A 362-nucleotide genomic window follows, 5' to 3' on the forward strand; every position below is an offset into this window, starting at 1 on the left:
TTTGGTTTAGCTGCATCTTCTGGTGACTTAGTCAAGTCTGAGGCTGGAATGACCGCTGTCTTACCTTCTGGGGTTGTAACTGTTGCGTTTCCTTTGTCATCTACAACTACTGTTGCATCTGGATTTACAGCTTTAACTTTATCTTCGATCGCTTTCTTCTCAGCATCTGTAAGTTTTTCTGGATTTGCTACTACAGTCTTATCTGCTGGTTTAACGATGTCGTTACCTGCATTTGGTTTAGTTGCAGCTTCTGGATCTTTTGTCAAGTCTGCTGATGGAATTACAGCTGTCTTACCTTCTGGGGTTGTAACTGTTGCGTTTCCTTTGTCATCTACAACTACTGTTGCATCTGGATTTACAGC

At 42.0% G+C, this 362-nt stretch carries 1 protein-coding gene; it reads right to left on the minus strand.

The annotated features are described in order from the left end of the window. Positions 1-362, minus strand: a 362-nt coding sequence (locus N8L90_RS09390; protein WP_261025223.1) for a MiiA motif-containing surface protein, incomplete at both ends; no start/stop codon positions are given.

Origin of the sequence: Streptococcus mitis, assembly GCF_946190115.1 — a bacterium.
GTDB classification, from domain to species: Bacteria; Bacillota; Bacilli; order Lactobacillales; family Streptococcaceae; genus Streptococcus; species Streptococcus mitis_CO.